Source organism: Hymenobacter agri (assembly GCF_054778495.1).
The window spans coordinates 1-942 of sequence record NZ_BAAGZM010001052.1 but is presented as its reverse complement, the minus strand read 5'-3'; the positions used below and the strand labels follow the sequence as shown (position 1 = coordinate 942).

Annotated in this window: 1 protein-coding gene; it reads left to right on the top strand. The window is 64.2% G+C overall.

Annotated elements, in window-relative coordinates; genetic code table 11:
- Window positions 1-237 precede the first annotated feature (237 nt).
- The coding region (locus ACYVDE_RS24405; RefSeq protein ID WP_460504114.1) for a hypothetical protein at window positions 238-942 on the top strand (705 nt) is incomplete at its 3' end.

Below are 942 nucleotides of genomic sequence, written 5' to 3'. Positions count from 1 at the left end.
ACCTGGCGCAGGGCGTTGGGCTGCTGCGCCGCCACCGGCCGGGCCAGCAGCAGTCCGGCCAGCAGCATCACGGGTCGCAGCATCACGGGTCGCAGCCATCGAAACATGCGACGAAGGTAGCCGCTGCGACCGGCGGAAGTCCGTTTTTCGTGGCATTCTTTTCGGGCCAGGGCAACCATTGGGGGCGGCGGCGCATCTTTCCGTCACATAATTCACCCTTTTTTTCATCCTTTCCGCATGAAAGCACTTCTTCGCTCCATCCTGGCCGCCGCGGCCGTTGCCTTGCTGACGCAGGACCCAGCCCAGGCCCAAACAGCTTCCTTCGCCAACAGCAACTTTGAAAGCTGGGCCCAACGCAGCGGCGTCGAGGCCCCCACCAACTGGCAAACCACCGACGACATCGTTGAGCTCGTTCTGGGCCTGCGCATACCCACCGGCACGGTGGTGAAAAGCACCTCGGCCCACGGCGGCGCATTTGCCGCGCAGCTGCAAACCCAATTGCTGGGCGGCCAGTCGCAGATTCCCGGCGAAATCATTTTGGGCACGTCCTTTCACGGCGGTTCCGACGACCTGCCCGGCGGCCAGCCCTACGCAGCCCGGCCGGCCAGCCTGCAGTTCTACTACCAGCTCAGCGGCAATAACTTAGCCAATGACTCGGCCGCAGCCATTGTGCAGCTGGTGCGCCGTGTCAACGGCACGTCGGTGGTCATTGCGCAGAGCGAACAGTATTTTACTACGGCTACTACGGGAAGTTACGCCCTGGCCACCATGCCGTTGCAATACTTGTCGACCCTCACCCCCGACACCGTGGTGATGGCCATTACCTCGGCCGCGTCGGGCACCATCCTCGGCGGCACCACCATGCTGGTCGATGATATGGCCTTTGTGGGCACGGCCACGGCCGCGCGCGACGCGCAGGCGCCGCTGGCCTTCAGCGCCACC